14 protein-coding genes and 1 pseudogene are annotated in these 15,178 nt (G+C 70.7%); 9 read left to right on the top strand and 6 right to left on the bottom strand.

Annotated features, from left to right (window positions below):
- Positions 1-145: 145 nt before the first annotated feature.
- Positions 146-1,345 carry a phosphoserine phosphatase SerB gene (gene serB, locus AC068A_RS35290; RefSeq protein ID WP_478590384.1) on the bottom strand — a complete coding sequence of 400 codons (1,200 nt, stop codon included), beginning with the start codon at positions 1,343-1,345 and terminating at the stop codon, positions 146-148.
- A 295-nt stretch (positions 1,346-1,640) separates the two neighbouring features.
- Between serB and AC068A_RS35285 the strand changes: the two genes are divergently transcribed.
- A complete protein-coding gene (locus AC068A_RS35285) occupies positions 1,641-4,181 on the top strand; it encodes an ABC transporter ATP-binding protein/permease (protein ID WP_478590383.1) in 2,541 nt (846 codons plus the stop codon).
- A gap of 136 nt (positions 4,182-4,317) precedes the next feature.
- On the opposite strand, the gene AC068A_RS35280 is transcribed toward AC068A_RS35285, so the two are convergent.
- Complete coding sequence (locus AC068A_RS35280; RefSeq protein ID WP_478590382.1) at positions 4,318-5,010, bottom strand: transglycosylase SLT domain-containing protein; 693 nt, start codon at positions 5,008-5,010, stop codon at positions 4,318-4,320.
- Between the two features lie 485 nt (positions 5,011-5,495).
- Between AC068A_RS35280 and AC068A_RS35275 the strand changes: the two genes are divergently transcribed.
- From AC068A_RS35275 to AC068A_RS35265, 3 genes are all read left to right on the top strand, one after another.
- Positions 5,496-6,626 carry a GAF domain-containing sensor histidine kinase gene (locus AC068A_RS35275; protein WP_478590392.1) on the top strand — a complete coding sequence of 377 codons (1,131 nt, stop codon included), beginning with the start codon at positions 5,496-5,498 and terminating at the stop codon, positions 6,624-6,626.
- Complete coding sequence (locus AC068A_RS35270) at positions 6,619-7,272, top strand: response regulator (RefSeq protein ID WP_478590381.1); 654 nt, start codon at positions 6,619-6,621, stop codon at positions 7,270-7,272. The genes AC068A_RS35275 and AC068A_RS35270 overlap by 8 nt, the downstream gene beginning before the upstream one ends.
- Positions 7,273-7,407: 135 nt before the next feature.
- Entirely contained in the window at positions 7,408-7,656 is a 249-nt protein-coding gene (locus tag AC068A_RS35265) for a chaplin (RefSeq protein ID WP_478590391.1), read from the top strand.
- 130 nt (positions 7,657-7,786) lie between these two features.
- On the opposite strand, the gene AC068A_RS35260 is transcribed toward AC068A_RS35265, so the two are convergent.
- Positions 7,787-8,569: a hypothetical protein gene (locus AC068A_RS35260; protein WP_478590380.1), complete on the bottom strand. Its 783-nt coding sequence runs from the start codon at positions 8,567-8,569 to the stop codon at positions 7,787-7,789.
- A gap of 144 nt (positions 8,570-8,713) precedes the next feature.
- Between AC068A_RS35260 and AC068A_RS35255 the strand changes: the two are divergent.
- From AC068A_RS35255 to AC068A_RS35240, 4 genes and pseudogenes are all read left to right on the top strand, one after another.
- Positions 8,714-9,238 (top strand): annotated as a pseudogene (locus AC068A_RS35255) (ABC transporter ATP-binding protein); the annotation flags it as partial.
- 314 nt (positions 9,239-9,552) lie between these two features.
- A complete protein-coding gene (locus AC068A_RS35250; protein WP_478590379.1) occupies positions 9,553-9,978 on the top strand; it encodes an NfeD family protein in 426 nt (141 codons plus the stop codon).
- Between the two features lie 95 nt (positions 9,979-10,073).
- The gene (locus AC068A_RS35245) at positions 10,074-11,093 is read left to right on the top strand and encodes an SPFH domain-containing protein (RefSeq protein ID WP_478590378.1); all 1,020 of its coding nucleotides are present in this window, start codon (positions 10,074-10,076) and stop codon (positions 11,091-11,093) included.
- 102 nt (positions 11,094-11,195) lie between these two features.
- Complete coding sequence (locus tag AC068A_RS35240; protein ID WP_478590377.1) at positions 11,196-11,972, top strand: sulfite exporter TauE/SafE family protein; 777 nt, start codon at positions 11,196-11,198, stop codon at positions 11,970-11,972.
- A gap of 118 nt (positions 11,973-12,090) precedes the next feature.
- Here AC068A_RS35240 and AC068A_RS35235 read toward each other — a convergent pair whose 3' ends face one another.
- The 3 genes from AC068A_RS35235 to AC068A_RS35225 all read right to left on the bottom strand — a co-directional run bounded on the left by AC068A_RS35235 (position 12,091) and on the right by AC068A_RS35225 (position 14,120).
- A complete protein-coding gene (locus AC068A_RS35235; protein WP_478590376.1) occupies positions 12,091-12,594 on the bottom strand; it encodes an HNH endonuclease in 504 nt (167 codons plus the stop codon).
- 151 nt (positions 12,595-12,745) lie between these two features.
- Entirely contained in the window at positions 12,746-13,279 is a 534-nt protein-coding gene (locus AC068A_RS35230) for a YbhB/YbcL family Raf kinase inhibitor-like protein (RefSeq protein ID WP_478590375.1), read from the bottom strand.
- 61 nt (positions 13,280-13,340) lie between these two features.
- Positions 13,341-14,120, bottom strand: a complete 780-nt coding sequence (locus AC068A_RS35225; protein WP_478590374.1) for a sporulation protein — start codon at positions 14,118-14,120, stop codon at positions 13,341-13,343.
- A 98-nt stretch (positions 14,121-14,218) separates the two neighbouring features.
- Here AC068A_RS35225 and AC068A_RS35220 point away from each other — a divergent pair, with 98 nt between their 5' ends.
- Complete coding sequence (locus tag AC068A_RS35220) at positions 14,219-14,860, top strand: DNA-3-methyladenine glycosylase (protein ID WP_478590373.1); 642 nt, start codon at positions 14,219-14,221, stop codon at positions 14,858-14,860.
- The last annotated feature ends 318 nt before the right edge of the window (positions 14,861-15,178 follow it).

The raw sequence follows: 15,178 nt of genomic DNA, 5'->3' as shown, positions 1-15,178 counted from the left end.
GAAAACAAAAGAAAACAGAAGCTGAAGGAGCGCGAAACGGCAGGAAAGGCCCCCCCCCCCCCCCCCCCCCCCCCCCCCCCCCCCCGCCCCCGTCTCTCGTCGTCGTGCACGTGCTCGTACACGTGACACGCACGCGCGGACCGGGTCAGGTCAGGCCGGCGGCCTCCACCTCCTCGCGGGTGATCCCCAGCAGGTACAGCACGGTGTCCAGGAACGGCACGTTGACCGCGGTGTGCGCGGCCTCGCGGACCACCGGCTTGGCGTTGAAGGCCACCCCGAGCCCGGCCGCGTTCAGCATGTCCAGGTCGTTGGCGCCGTCGCCGATCGCCACCGTCTGCTCCAGCGGTACGCCGGCCTCGTCCGCGAAGCGGCGCAGCAGCCGGGCCTTCCCGGCCCGGTCCACGATCTCGCCCGTGACCCGGCCGGTCAGCTTGCCGTCGACGATCTCCAGGGTGTTGGCGGAGGCGAAGTCCAGCCCCAGCCGCTCCTGCAGGTCGTCCGTGACCTGCGTGAACCCGCCGGAGACCACGCCCACCTGGTAGCCGAGCTGCTTGAGGGTGCGGATCAGGGTCCGCGCCCCGGGCGTCAGCCGCACCTCGGCCCGGACCTTGTCCACCACCGAGGCGTCGAGCCCCGCCAGCAGCGCCACCCGGGCGTGCAGCGACTGCTCGAAGTCCAGCTCGCCGCGCATGGCCCGCCCGGTCACCTCGGCGACCTCGGCCTCGCAGCCCGCGTGCGCCGCGAACAGCTCGATGACCTCGTCCTGGATCAGGGTCGAGTCCACGTCCATCACGACCAGGCGCTGGGCCCGCCGGTGCAGGCCCGCCGAGACCACCGCCACGTCGACGCCGATCTGCGCGGCGGCGATGGCCAGGGCGGTCCGCAGCGGCTCCGTCTCGCAGCCGGACACGGCGAATTCGACGGCCGTCACCGGGTATTTGGCGAGTCGGAAGATGCGGTCGATGTTGCCGCCCGTGGCGGTGATCCGGGCGGCGACCGCCGCCGTGGACTCGGCGGTCAGCGGGTGGCCGAGGACGGTGACGTGGGAGCGGCCGGTGCCGCGCGGCCGGTTGTCACCGGTGCCGGAGAGGATCTCCGCCTGCATCTTGAGCGACTCGGCCCAGCTGTGGACCGTGGACCGCAGCTCGCCCTCGGTGCCGTGGGAGGGCATGGTGACGAGGGCGCACAGGACGATGCGGCCGCGGGTGACGACCTGCTCGATGTCGACCACGTCGACGGAGTAGGCGGCGAGGGTGTCGAACAGTCCCGCGGTGATCCCGGGACGGTCCTTGCCGAAAATCTTGACGAGGAGGGTGGGGACGTCTGAGGTCTGCGAAGCGCTCATGGTGCTCTCACCGTATCTTCCCGCCCCGCGGGGACGTCAGGCCCGTCCCACCCACCGGAACCGGTTTCCTCCGCTCAGATGCGGCGGCCGGGACCGGACCGCTGATCGAGAAGTCCGGTATCGCACCGCTCCGGGCGACTTGCGCCCGCGGTCGGCGGGGCCCCGGGACGGCCCCGATTCCACATGTGGCCGCAGGCCTGAAATAGTTCCACCGGATGTTAGCCATCCCTAGACTCCCTGGCGTCGGACTCCCTGACGGCCAGGGGGATTCTCGGGGGACCTAAGTGGGGCTGGAGTGCCGGAACTCGTACTGGAATTGAATGGAAGGACCTGGACGCTGGATCCGTCCAGGTCGTACTCGCTGGGACGCGATCCCCAGGGAGACGTGGTGATCGATGACGCCCGGGTTTCCTGGCGGCACGCCACCATCGCTTGGAACGGCCGGGGTTGGGGCATCGAGGACCACGGCAGCACCAACGGCACCTATGTGCAGGGTGCGCGGGTCCAGCATGCGGAGCTCGTGCCGGGCACACCGGTCCACCTCGGCAACGCCACCGACGGCCCACGGCTGAATCTGAGCGTTGCCGGCGCTCCGCAGCAGGCCGCCGCGCCGCAGCAGCAGGCACCGGCCTACCAGGCCCCGGCCCCCGCCTACCAGGCCCCGGCCCAGGCGCAGGCTGCCCCGGCGTACCAGCCTCCGGCCCAGCAGCAGGCGTGGCCGCAGCCGCACCAGCAGCAGGCGCCCGACCGGCAGCAGCACTTCCCGCAGCAGCAGGGCGCGGCCGCCGCGGCCCAGCCCGCCCAGGGAGCGCACGCCGGCTACGGCGGCGACCGCAGCCCGACGACCTTCCACCAGATCGCCGTCGGCCGCGTCATGCGCATCGGTCGTGCCCTGGAGAACGAGCTGGTCGTCTCCGACCTCCAGGTCTCGCGGCACCACGCGGAGTTCCGCTCCACCGGTGGCCGCTTCGAGATCCACGACCTCGGCAGTCACAACGGCACCTACGTCAACGGCCAGCCGCTGGCCAAGTCCGGCTCCGCGCTGCTCGGCCCGAACGACATCGTCGGCGTCGGCCACTCCACGTTCCGGATCGTCGGCGACCGGCTGGAGGAGTTCGTCGACTCCGGCGACGTCTCCTTCTCGGCCCGCCACCTCACGGTCACGGTCGACGGCGGCAAGCAGATCCTCAAGGACGTCACCTTCGGCGTCCCGGAGAAGTCGCTGATCGGCGTCATCGGCCCCTCCGGTTCCGGCAAGTCGACCCTGCTCAAGGCGCTGACCGGCTACCGGCCCGCCAACCAGGGCGAGGTCCTCTACGACAACCGCAACCTGTACAAGCAGTTCGCGGAGCTCCGCCAGCGCATCGGCCTGGTCCCGCAGGACGACATCCTGCACAAGGAGCTGAAGGTCTCCACCGCCCTGAAGTACGCGGCCAAGCTCCGCTTCCCCGGCGACACCGCCGAGTCCGAGCGCGCCGCCCGCATCGACGAGGTGCTGCGCGAGCTCAAGCTCGACATCCACAAGGACAAGAAGATCACCGCGCTCTCGGGTGGTCAGCGCAAGCGCGTGTCCGTGGCCCTGGAGCTGCTCACCAAGCCCTCGCTGATCTTCCTGGACGAGCCGACCTCCGGCCTCGACCCGGGCATGGACCGCGACGTCATGCAGCTGCTGCGCGGCCTCGCCGACGACGGCCGCACGGTCCTGGTCGTCACCCACTCCGTGGCCGAGCTGTCCCTGTGCGACAAGCTGCTGGTCATGGCCCCGGGCGGTTCGGTGGCCTACTTCGGCCCGCCGGACGAGGCGCTGAACTTCTTCGGCTACAGCACGTGGGCGGACGTCTTCTCGGCGTTCGAGAACTACCGCGACTACGACTGGGCCGGCCGCTGGAAGGGCTCGCAGCACTACCAGCTGTACGCCGCCGACCTGGACGCGGTCGCCCCGCAGTCCGTCACCATGCCGCCGCAGCAGATGATGATCCCGCCGAAGCCGCAGGCCTGGGGCTCGCAGCTGTGGACGCTGGTCCGCCGCTACCTGTCGGTCATCGCCTCGGACAAGGGCTTCATGGCCCTGATGCTGATCCTGCCCGCGGTCCTCGGCATCGTCTCCACGGTCATCCCCGCGAAGTTCGGGCTCGCGCCGCCGACCCCGCCGAGCCGCTTCAACGGCGACGCCGGCACGATCATGCTGATCCTCGCGGTCGGCATGTGCTTCTCCGGCGCCGCCAACTCGGTCCGTGAGCTGATCAAGGAACGGGTCATCTACGAGCGGGAACGCGCCACGGGCCTGTCCCGGTCCGCGTACCTGATGTCGAAGGTGATCGTCCTCGGCGTCATCACGGCCCTCCAGGGCGTGATCATCTGCATCATCGGCTTCACCCCGCGCAAGCTCCCCGCCGAGGGCCTGTTCATGGACCCGGCCACCGAGCTCTGCATCTCCGTCATCGCGCTCGGCTTCACCTCGATGATGTTCGGCCTGGTGATCTCCTCGCTGGTGAAGACCGCCGAGAAGACCATGCCGCTGCTGGTCATGTTCGCGATCGTCCAGGTCGTGTTCACGGGCATCCTGTTCCAGATCTACGACAAGCCCGGTCTGGAGCAGTTCGCCTGGCTGATGCCCTCCCGCTGGGCCATCGCCGCCGCCGGCACCACCCTGAACCTCGGCAAGCTCATGGCGCCGTGGGACATGGAGAACCCGACCAACACCGACCCCCTGTGGGACGCCACGGCCGGCCAGTGGACGCTCAACATCATCGTCCTGCTCGCCCTCGGCATCGCCTGCGGCTTCGCCGTGCAGCGCCTGCTGCGCCGCCACGAGCCCGAGGTCATGCGCAATTAGCAAGGAGCAGCACCGGCGGCACGAGCGGCATGCACAGCATGTGCGGCACGTGACGCACAAGCGCCTCAGGGCGGTACCCGGATCCCGGGTACCGCCCTGAGGCGTTCGAAGGGTTGCTGCGGAAGCTCCGCGTGGCCTAGTAGGCGCTGTTCACGTTGTCGATGGAGCCGTAGCGGTCGGCCGCGTAGTTGCAGGCGGCGACGATGTTGGCGACCGGGTCGTACTGGTCGAACTTGGTGCCCGACACGTGGTAGGCCTTGAAGGTCGGGTAGATGACCTGGAGCAGGCCCTTGGACGGGACGCCGTTCTTGGCGTTGATGTCCCAGTTGTTGATGGCCATCGGGTTGCCCGAGGACTCGCGCATCACGTTCTTGTGGATGCCCGCGTAGGTGCCCGGGATGCCCTCCTTCTTCATGATGAAGAGGGCTTCCTTGATCCAGCCGTCCAGGTTGTTCGCGAAGACCGGCTTGCGGGCGGCCGCACGGCTGGCGGCCTCCGCCTGCTCGCGCGCCTTCTTCGCGGCGGCCTCGGCCTTGGCCTTCGCGGCCGCATCCGCCTTGGCCTTGGCCGCGGCGGCCGCGACCTGGGCGCGCTGGGCGGCAACGGCCTGCTGGGCGCTCAGGTGGCTCTGGACGGCCTTGGTCTGCGCGTCCACCACCTGGGTCATCGCCACGGGGGCGGCGACGGCGGCCTCTGCCGTGCCGGTGTTGCCGGCACCGCCGGGGACAAGCGTGGCGGCGACGGCGGCGGCACCGATGGTGGCGACGGCGGCGAAGGACATCTTGTGCGCCTTCGTCAGACGACGGCCACGAATGCTGGTCTTGGACATGCGTTAGCAACCTCTTCGAATCGCGGGGGCCACAGGAGGGCTCCGCGATCCGGGGGATCCGCGGTGCCGTGCGACGGGAGCAATTCTTAGCGGCGGCAAAATCCTGGTGCAAAGGTGTGACGTACGATCCCGCTTAGTGGATCAGGGGGCCCTCTCCGACCCGGAATTTCGGCCCCGGCACCGCGTAGAACAGCACTGATGCGACCTTTAGGCGTCCACTAGTCGCCTTCGTAAGTGATGTGGGTCCTATGCGCGGGCTCACATCGACCTCGTGACATTCTCACCATGCGTTGCGAGTGTTATTCATTCCGTCACCTTCTCCGGTGTGCGGACGAAAGCCGCCCCGCCTCCTCCTCCCCACGGCCCGCCTCCACCCGACCGTCCTCCTCCCCGAGGAGGACCCCGCTCCGCCCCCGGTCCCAGACCTGCAGCCCGATCCCGCAGGTCAGCGCCGCGAGTACGGTGACCCCATGCACGGTGACCCCATGCGCAACGGACCACGCAGCGGCCTCGCCGCCGTGAGCACCGCCCTGCTCGCCATGAGCCGCCGGCTGGAGGTGCGCGACGTCCTGCGCACGATCGTCGTCTCCGCCCGCGAACTGCTCGACGCCCGGTACGCGGCCCTCGGTGTCCCGGACGACCACGGCGGCTTCGCCCAGTTCGTCGTCGACGGCATCGGCGAGGACCAGTGGCGCCGCATCGGCCCGCTGCCCCGCCAGCACGGCATCCTCGCCGCGATGCTCCACCAGGAGGGCGCCGAGCGGCTGGCCGACGTACGCAAGGACCCCCGCTTCGAGGGCTGGCCCGCCGCCCACCCCGAGATGTCCGACTTCCTCGGCCGGCCCATCCGGGACGGCGAGGAGACCCTCGGCGCCCTCTTCCTCGCGAACAAGCGCGTCCCCGGCGGCTTCACCGACGAGGACGAGGAGCTCCTCGGCCTCCTCGCCCAGCACGCGGCGATCGCCCTCACCAACGCCCGCCTCTACGAGCGCAGCCGCGAGCTCACCATCGCCGAGGAGCGCTCCCGCCTCGCCCACGAGCTGCACGACGCCGTCAGCCAGAAGCTGTTCTCCCTGCGCCTGACCGCCCAGGCCGCCGCCGCCCTCGTCGACCGCGACCCGGACCGCGCCAAGGAGGAACTGCACCAGGTCGCCGCACTCGCCGCCGAGGCCGCCGACGAGCTGCGCGCAGCCGTCACCGAACTGCGCCCCGCCGGCCTCGACGAGGACGGGCTGGCCGCCACCCTCCGCGGCCAGGTCCGCGTCCTCGACCGCGCCCACAGCGCGCACGTCACCTTCACCTGCGACGGCGTACGCGCCCTGCCCGCCGCCCAGGAGGAAGCCCTGCTCCGGGTCGCCCAGGAGGCCCTCCACAACGCCCTGCGCCACGCGGACGCCGACCGCGTCGAGGTCGTCCTCGCCCGCCGCGGCCCGGGCGCCGTCCTCACCGTCGCGGACAACGGCCGCGGCTTCGACCCCCAGGCGGTCCGGGCGGCCGGCCGCCACCTGGGCCTGGTCTCCATGCGGGACCGGGCCGACGGCGTCGGCGGCCGCCTCACCGTGCACTCGGCGCCCGGCAAGGGCACCACGATCGAGATGGAGGTGCCCGGTGGCTGACACGCCCGGGCGGACCCGCATCGGAGTACTGCTCGTCGACGACCACCAGGTGGTCCGGCGCGGCCTGCGCACGTTCCTGGAGGTCCAGGACGACATCGAGGTGGTCGGCGAGGCGGCCGACGGGGCGGAAGGGGTGTCCCGCGCCGAGGAGCTGCGGCCCGACGTGATCCTGATGGACGTCAAGATGCCGGGCACCGACGGCATCGAGGCCCTGCGCCGGCTGCGCGCCCTCGCGAACCCGGCCCGGGTCCTCGTCGTCACCAGCTTCACCGAGCAGCGGACGGTCGTCCCCGCCCTGCGCGCCGGCGCCGCGGGATACGTCTACAAGGACGTAGACCCCGACGCCCTGGCCGGAGCCATCCGCTCCGTCCACGCCGGCCACGTCGTGCTCCAGCCCGAGGTCGCCGAGGCCCTCCTCTCCCAGGAGGAGCAGCCCGCGGCCGGCCGCGGCGGCTCCCTGACCGAGCGGGAGCAGGAGGTCCTCGCCCTCATCGCGGACGGCCGCTCGAACCGGGAGATCGCCCGCGCACTCGTCCTGTCCGAGAAGACCGTCAAGACGCACGTCTCGAACATCCTGATGAAGCTGGACCTCGCGGACCGCACCCAGGCGGCCCTGTGGGCGGTCCGGCACGGCGCCGCCGGCTGACGGCGTCCAGCTTCGCCACGGAATTCATACTGTCGGGTGGATGTCGCCCACATGGCGTATCCCATGCGCCGGGCGACCGTTCTCCATGGCGTGCCGCGGCGGACGGCCGCGGCAGACGCTCTGGAGGACGAGAACGTGAAGAACACCAAGAAGGCCACAGCCGTCGCCCTGATCGCGGGCGGCCTCCTTGCCGCGGGAGCCGGCGTCTCCGCGGCGCACGGCAGCGGTGCCTCGGCCTGCGGCAAGGCCGTGGGCTCGCCCGGCGTGGCCTCCGGGAACCTGGTCCAGGCCCCCGTGCACGTCCCCGTCAACGCGGTCGGCAACACCGTCACCGTCGTCGGCCTGCTGAACGGCGCCTGGGGCAACACCGGCGTCAACCACTGACCCGCCGCCCCCGCCGCCGGCCCCGCCTCCCCCACTCTCCCCGGGAGGCGGGGCCGCAGCACACCGGGAGGCGGGCCCGCGGCGCGTCCCGCCCCGCCCGGCCCCGCCCGGCCCCGCCCGGCCCCCGAGGTCAGCCGCGGTCCCGCTCCTCCACCGCCGCGTTGTACGCCGCGACCAGCGCCCGCCGCGCCACCCGCTCCACCGGCCGCAGGGCCTCCGCCCGCGCCGCCATCTCCGAGGCCGCCACCGCACCCCCGTGCCCGCGCTCGTACGCCAGCGACACCAGCAGCGCCACCCGCTGCGCCAGCGCCAGCACCCGCACCGCCCGCGCCGGATACCCCGGAGCCAGCGCCTCCTGCCCGGCCTCCGCCCGCGCCCGGTACGCCGACAGCGCAGCCTCGGCCGCCGGTCCCGCCGCCGCCACGTCCAGCCGCGTCAGCACGACCGTCGCCTCGCGCATCCCCTCGGCCAGCTCCCGCTCCGCCTCACCCAGCGACGGCACGTCCGCCGGCGGCGCCTCCCGTACCGGCAGGCAGTGCCACACCACCTCCACGTGCACGTCCCCGGCCGGCCCCGCCTCGCTGACCTCCGGCACCAGACCCAGCGCCGCCCCCACCGCGACGACCGCCTCCCCGGCCTCCAGCGCCCGCGCATTGAACTCCGGCGGACCGCTCAGCCCCAGCGGGTGCCCCGGCACCGGCAACGCCACCCGCAGCCCGGTCACCCCCAGCGCCCGCAGCCGTCCCAGCGCCAGCGTGAGCCCCACCGGAGCGTCCTCGCCCGGCAGCCCCGCGACCCGGTGCACGGCGTCCTCGTCCACGATCGACATCGCGGCCTCGTCGGGCGAGACCAGACCGGCCAGCAGCGCGTTCCCCCAGGCGGCCAGCCGCCCTGAACGTGGTTCGAAAAGCATTCCCCCACTCTACGGACCAGCCCGGATCCGGCCCCGCAGCCGGGCTGACGCCCGGAGCCCTCCCCGAGTGGCGTAGGTTTTCCCCTGGGGCTGCGCCTACCGGTGCACTGACGAAACAAGACTGCAAGGGGAGACAACGCGCTCATGAGCGATGTACTGGAGCTGGTGGACGTATCCGTGGTCCGCGAGGGCCGGGCTCTGGTGGACCAGGTCTCCTGGTCGGTCAAGGAGGGAGAGCGCTGGGTCATCCTCGGCCCCAACGGCGCCGGGAAGACCACCCTGCTCAACATCGCGTCCAGCTACCTCTTCCCCACCAAGGGCACCGCCACCATCCTCGGCAGCACCCTGGGCAAGGTGGACGTCTTCGAGCTGCGGCCCCGCATCGGCATGGCCGGCATCGCGATGGCCGACAAGCTCCCGAAGAAGCAGACCGTCCTCCAGACCGTCCTCACCGCCGCGTACGGCATGACGGCGACCTGGCAGGAGGAGTACGAGGAGATCGACGAGCAGCGCGCCCGCGCCTTCCTCGACCGCCTCGGCATGACCGACTACCTCGACCGGAAGTTCGGCACCCTCTCCGAGGGCGAGCGCAAGCGCACCCTGATCGCCCGCGCGCTGATGACCGACCCCGAGCTCCTCCTCCTCGACGAGCCCGCCGCCGGCCTCGACCTCGGCGGCCGCGAGGACCTCGTCCGCCGCCTCGGCCGCCTCGCCCGCGACCCGCTCGCCCCCTCCATGGCGATGGTCACGCACCACGTCGAGGAGATCGCCCCCGGCTTCACCCACGTCCTGATGATCCGCCAGGGCAAGGTCGTCACCGCCGGACCCATCGACCTCGAACTCACCTCCCGCAACCTCTCCCTCTGCTTCGGCCTCCCCCTGATCGTCGAGCGCCACGACAACGACCGCTGGACCGCCCAAGGCCTGCCTCTGCGTTAGGCGCACCCTGTCCCGACCGCGCCCGCCGGACCTACCATGACCATGTGAACATCGACGCATGGGTGTGGTGGCTCATAGGCGCGGTCGGGCTGGGCATCCCCCTCGTCCTGACGGCGATGCCGGAGTTCGGCATGTTCGCCGTCGGTGCGCTCGCGGCCGCCGTCACGGCGGCCCTCGGCGGGGGAGTGGTCGCCCAGGTCCTCGTCTTCGTGATCGTGTCGATCGCGCTCACCGCAGTCGTCCGCTCGATCGCCAACCACCACCGCGAGCGGCCCCAACACCGCACCGGTGTCGACGCGTTGAAGGGGAGAACCGCCCTCGTCCTCGAACGCGTCGACGGCACCGGGGGTCGGATCAAACTCGCCGGCGAAATCTGGTCCGCCCGCAGCCTCGACGCGGACAGCAGCTTCGAACCCGGCCAGCAGGTGGACGTCGTGGAGATCGACGGAGCCACCGCCGTCGTGATGTGAGCTTCTGAGCCAAGCAGCCGACCCGCGGCCCCGGGGTCTGCGACACTCCGCTTCAACGGGGCAGCACAGACAGCCGGAAGGGCACGGGGAACCGCATGCAACCGATCATCATCGTCCTGATCATTCTGGTGGTTCTGGTCTTCATCGCACTGGTCAAGACGATCCAGGTGATCCCGCAGGCCAGCGCAGCCATCGTCGAACGATTCGGCCGCTACACCCGCACACTCAACGCGGGCCTCAACATCGTGGTCCCGTTCATCGACTCCATCCGCAACCGCATCGACCTCCGCGAGCAGGTCGTGCCGTTCCCGCCGCAGCCGGTCATCACCCAGGACAACCTGGTCGTCAACATCGACACCGTCATCTACTACCAGGTGACCGACGCCCGCGCCGCGACGTACGAGGTCGCCAGCTACATCCAGGCCATCGAGCAGCTCACCGTCACGACGCTGCGCAACATCATCGGCGGCATGGACCTGGAGCGGACCCTGACCTCCCGCGAGGAGATCAACGCGGCCCTGCGCGGCGTCCTCGACGAGGCCACCGGCAAGTGGGGCATCCGCGTCAACCGCGTCGAGCTCAAGGCCATCGACCCGCCGACCTCCATCCAGGACTCGATGGAGAAGCAGATGCGCGCCGACCGCGACAAGCGCGCCTCCATCCTCCAGGCCGAGGGCGTCCGCCAGTCCGAAATCCTCAAGGCCGAGGGCGAGAAGCAGTCCGCCATCCTCCGCGCCGAGGGCGAGGCCAAGGCCGCCGCCCTCAAGGCCGAGGGCGAAGCCCAGGCCATCCGCACGGTCTTCGAGTCCATCCACGCCGGCGACGCCGACCAGAAGCTCCTCGCCTACCAGTACCTCCAGATGCTGCCGAAGCTCGCCGAAGGCGACGCCAACAAGCTCTGGATCGTGCCCAGCGAGATCGGCGACGCCCTCAAGGGCCTCTCCGGAGCCATGGGCAACTTCGGCCCCATGGGCGGCAGTTCCGGCTTCAACCCGCTCAACACCGCCAAGGCTGCCGGAAACGGCTCCAACGGCTCCAACGGCTCCACCAACGGCAGCAACGGGCATAACGGAAACAACGGCACGGAACGCCGCGAACAGCCCCCGATCGACTGACCCGGGGGACCTCGGGCCCATCCCCTCCTGCATGATCAGTGAGGCCCCTCGACCTTCATGGCGGGGAGGCGTCTCACTCATGCAAAGGGGATGGCCCAGTCCATGTCCATGTCCATCTGGGAATCACTCGCCGTGTTCGCGGCCGGCATCGGCGCCGGCACCATCAACACCATCGTCGGCTCCGGCACGCTCATCACCTTCCCGGTGCTGCTCGCCACCGGACTCAGCCCGGTCACCGCCAACGTGTCCAACACCCTCGGCCTGGTGCCCGGCTCGCTCAGCGGAGCCTTCGGCTACCGCAAGGAACTCCGCGGCCAGCGCGGCCGCATCATCCGCCTCGGCGCCGTCTCGCTCATCGGCGGTCTCGCCGGCGCCGTCCTGCTCCTCACCCTGCCGTCGGAGTCCTTCGACACGATCGTGCCCGTCCTCATCGGACTCGCACTCGTCCTCGTCGTCCTCCAGCCCCGCCTCGCCGCGGCCCTGCGCCGCCGCCAGGAAGCCGCCGGACGGGACGGCGGCCACCCCGACGGCGGACCCGCCCTCCTCGGCGGCATGCTGGCGGCCAGCGCGTACGGCGGCTACTTCGGCGCCGCCCAGGGCGTGCTCTACCTCGCCCTGATGGGGCTGCTGCTGCACGACGACATGCAGCGCATCAACGCCGTCAAGAACGTCATCGCCGCCCTCGTCAACGGCATCGCCGCCGTCTTCTTCCTGTTCGTCGCCGACTTCGACTGGACGGCCGTCCTCCTCATCGCCGTCGGCTCGACCATAGGCGGCCAGATCGGTGCGAAGGTCGGCCGCCGCCTCCCGCCCACCGCGCTCCGCGCGGTGATCGTCGTGGTCGGCACCCTCGCCATCGTCCAACTGCTGCTGCGCTGATCCCTGCATCCCCGCGCCTCTCAGGGGCGCGGGGCTCTCCGGACATGCGGCTCCGCCGCGTGGGCGCGACCAGCCCCCTCCGACCCGCGGTTTCGTGACCGGACTCCCGGCGGAGCGCTCAGGCCGAGCGCCCCAGCCACTCCGGCAGCGCCTCCTGCCCGTGCACGCCCAGGGCCAGCAGCATCGCGTCCGCCGGCGACGGCACGAAGGGCTCGCGCAGCAGCGGCATCCCCGCCTCCTCCGGAGTCCGGTCCGCTTTGCGGTGGTTGTCCTCGGCGCAGGACGCGACCGTGTTCAGCCAGGTGTCCCCACCGCCCTGCGCCCGCGGCACCACGTGGTCCACGGTCGTCGCGCGCTTCCCGCAGTACGCGCACCGGTGCTGGTCCCGGACCAGCACCCCCCTCCGCGACCACGCCGCGTGTCTTCGGAACGGAACCCGGACATACCGGCACAGCCGGATCACCCGCGGCATCGGCAGATCCATGGCGGCCGCGCGGACACGCAGTTCGGGGTGCGACTGTTCGACGACTGCCTTGTCCTGGAGCACCAGAACGACGGCCCGGTTCGATGTCACCGTCGACAGCGGCTCGAAGCTCGCATTCAGCACCAGCGTGTCCCGCATTCTTGCCCACCTCCCGTGCGCAGGCCCGCGACCACCCTGGCTGCAGGGCCCGCAACCACTCTGGCCGCGCGCGCCACGCGGGACAACGCAATAAAAAATGCCCGGTCCTGGCCGCCTTGAGACCAGGACCGGGCAAACGGAAGGCGAATTGTCAGTTCTGGGGGGCCTCGTACTCACCGATCAACTGCGCCCGCCCCAGCGCGTGGAACCGCAGGTTGAAACCGACGACGGCCGGGGAGACGTCCCCGTCCGGACCCAGCTTCTCCTGGTCCACCGCGTACACGGTGAACACGTACCGGTGCCGCTCCCCAGCCGGCGGGGCCGCCCCGCCGAAGTCCTTCGTGCCGTAGTCGTTGCGCACGTGCACGGCACCGGCCGGCAGCCCTTCGAACTTCCCGCTGCCCGCACCCGCCGGCAGCTCGGTGACCGATGCGGGCAGGTCGAACAGGACCCAGTGCCAGAACCCGCTGCCCGTGGGCGCGTCCGGGTCGAAGCACGTCACGGCGAAGCTCTTCGTCCCCTCGGGGAAGCCCTCCCACCGCAGGTGCGGCGAGACGTTCCCGCCCTCCAGGACCTGTCCGTCGCCCAGGTCGGCACCGGGCTCGAGATCGTCGCTCACCACCGAGAACGCGGCGACCTCCGGGTGGAAGTCGTGCGGAAGGGGCGCCCTGTTCTGCTCGGCCACTGCTGAACCTCCTGATCGCGAACCGGCACCGGACCTGACTGGCCCGGTACCCGGCCCGAGCCTAGAACCAGTTGCGCTGCGAACCCACCGACGCGATCCACTGGTTGAGGTACGCCGCCCAGTCGGTCCCCTGGTCCTGCAGGTCCACCTGGAAGCAGCGGTAGGTGTCGCTGCCCTCCGTGAACAGACCCGACTTCTTGTCCATCTCCAGGACGACGTCCATCTCGCGGCCGTCCGAGACGAAGGTCAACTCGACCTGGTTCAGGCCGCGGTACTGCGCCGGCGGCAGGAACTCGATCTCCTGGTAGAAGGGCAGCGTCTGCCGGGTGCCGCGGATGTGCCCGCGCTCCATGTCCGCGCTGCGGAAGGTGAAGCCCAGCCGGCGGAACGCGTCCATGATCGCCTGCTGCGCCGGCACCGGGTGGACGTTGATCGGGTCCAGGTCGCCGGCGTCCACCGCACGCGCGATCTCCAGCTCGGTGCTCACACCGATGTTCATCCCGTGCAGGTGCTGACCCTCGAAGTGGGTGATCGGGGTCTCCGCAGGGATCTCCAGCCCGAACGGCACCACGTGCAGGGCGCCCGGCTGGACCTTGAAGGCACCGCCGAGGCGCTGCTTGGTGAAGACGATGTCCTGCTTGTACTCCTGGTCGCCGCCCTCGACCTCGACCCGCGCCTGCAGACCCAGGGACAGGCCCTCGATCTGCTGCTCCACGGAGCCGCCCTGGATACGGACCTCGCCCTGGACGATCCCGCCAGGCACGACGTTCGGCTCGGTGATGATCGTGTCCACCGAGGCGCCACCGGCACCCAGTGCGGCGAACAGCTTCTTGAACCCCATGCTCTGACTCCCCTTGAAGGACTCGTTCGACTAACCCTTACCAACGCGGAACCTTAGGCCCCGGTTGCAGGCGTGCACGTTCCACTACGCTCGACCGGATGAGCGCGCGCACCGACCGTACGCCCCTGCCCCGGTCCTTCTTCGACCGGCCGGTCCTCGCGGTGGCCCCGGACCTCCTCGGACGCATCCTGGTCCGCCGTACTCCCGAGGGCCCCATGGAACTGCGCATCACGGAGGTAGAGGCGTACGAGGGCGAGGCCGACCCCGGCTCCCACGCCTACCGCGGCCGCACCGAGCGGAACGCATCGATGTTCGGCCCGCCCGGACATGCGTACGTCTACTTCATCTACGGCATGTGGTTCAGCCTCAACCTGGTGTGTGGCCCGCCGGGCCACGCGAGCGGGGTACTGCTGCGCGCGGGGGAGATCACCGTGGGAGCCGACCTGGCCCGCAAACGTCGACTCTCGGCCAGAAACGACAAGGAACTGGCCAAAGGTCCGGCCCGCCTGGCGACGGCTCTCGAGGTGGACCGCTCCCTCGACGGCACCGACCTCTGCGCCGGCCCCGCATCCCCCCTCTCCCTCCTCGCGGGCACCCCCACCCCGCCCGACCTGGTGAGCAGCGGTCCCCGCACGGGAGTGGGCGGCGCCGGAGCTGCCCACCCGTACCGCTACTGGATCACGCACGACCCGACGGTGAGTCCTTATCGCGCTCATACGCCACGCCGCCGCTCAACTTGACTCGCCCTGGGCGGACGCCTAACGTAGCCCGAGCCGCTTGAACGGGTCACTGTCATCGACAGCTCCCGGAGCGGCGAAACCACCACCCACTACTCACCCCTGACGGGGTCGAATTCGGCATGCCCGAATTCGAATCCGCGACTCGATTATGAGTTGCACGGGATGAGCGCTAAAGTGGTGGACGCCGAAAGGGAAAACGCGAAAGCGGAGAACCGGAAAGCGAAGCGCGAAACACTCTGATAGAGTGGGAAACGCAAGAACGAAAGCCCGGAGGAAAGCCCGAGAGGGTGAGTACGAAGGAAGCGTCCGTTCCTTGAG

The sequence above is a fragment of the Streptomyces sp. NPDC043854 genome (assembly GCF_056436005.1).
This window is presented reverse-complemented; position numbering and strand designations above follow the sequence as displayed.